This window comes from Oceanicella sp. SM1341 (assembly GCF_003448965.1).
Taxonomy (GTDB): Bacteria; Pseudomonadota; Alphaproteobacteria; order Rhodobacterales; family Rhodobacteraceae; genus Paroceanicella.
This window is the reverse complement of record NZ_QRGC01000086.1, coordinates 1-1,080: the sequence shown is the minus strand read 5'-3', so window position 1 is coordinate 1,080 and position 1,080 is coordinate 1. Positions and strand designations below refer to the sequence as shown.

General features: G+C 66.2%; 1 protein-coding gene and 1 pseudogene. Both read left to right on the top strand.

Annotated features, from left to right (window positions below; genetic code table 11):
• Positions 1 to 354: pseudogene (locus tag D3P35_RS25815) on the top strand (hypothetical protein); the annotation flags it as partial.
• Positions 355 to 832: 478 nt separating this feature from the next.
• The coding region (locus tag D3P35_RS27065; RefSeq protein ID WP_370032657.1) for a capsid cement protein at positions 833 to 1,080 on the top strand (248 nt) is incomplete at its 3' end.

Below are 1,080 nucleotides of genomic sequence, written 5' to 3'. Positions count from 1 at the left end.
CTGATGGTCGAGCCGAACCTGCTGATCATCCCGCCGGCGCTGGAGATGGCCGCCGGCCAGTTCACCGCCAGCGTGACCCCGGCGAAGGACGTCGACGCGAACCCGTTCAAGGCCAGCGTCACGCCGGTCGTGGCCGCCCATCTCGGCGCCGCGGCGGGCGGCTCGGACACCGCCTGGTACCTCGTGAGCTCCGACCTGCCGCCGGTCACCCACGCCTATCTCGACGGCTACCAGGCGCCCACGGTGCAGACCATCGAGGGCATGAACCCCGACAAGGTCACCATGAATGCCCGGCATATCTTCGGGGCGGCCGTCACCGAGTACCGCGGGGCGTACAAGAACCCCGGCGCGTAAGGCGAACTATCTGACTGTGCCCATCGCATTACGCTCAGGCATCCGGGTGGCATGGATCTCCAGGGGGTGCCCCGAGAGCCGGAATGCATCAATGATGATTGACGCTTGGTGGTGGAACTCGAGCCGAATGAGCGCTCGAACGAAGACCGGCCACGGCGGGATATTCGCGTGAAAGGGATTGGCATCTGTCCCATTGAACAGACCCCCACCCGGTCCCGAATACAGTCCTCCGCGGGGGCCGTTAAATATCAACCCGCCGTGGCCGGCAAACAACCCACCCCCAGGCCCCATGTAGAGCCCGCCGCCGGGATCGCGGGAGAGCCCCCCTCCAGGCTCCTCCGAGAGTCCACCGCCCGGACCAGCATGTAGCCCTCCGCCGGGTTCGGCAGACGCTCCGCCTCCCGACCCGACATACATGCCTCCATCGGGCCCGGTATCGAGACCTCCGCCGGGCCCGGTGAACTGATTCCGTTTCCACATGCCAAAGCCCTCCCGGCACAAGCGTGAAGCAGCCACGCAAGTTGTGTCAAACACCTGTGTAGTTGAAGCGGGTGGGGAGAGGACAGCGGCTGTAAATTTCAACCTTCAGCAGAAGGCTACGATCATGAAGACCTACATCCAGCCGGGCGACAACCTCACCATCCCGGCCCCTGCCGACACCGACGCCGGCGCCGGCGTCGCGGCCGGCCTGCTCTTCGGCGTGGCGCAGCACGATGCGGCCACGGG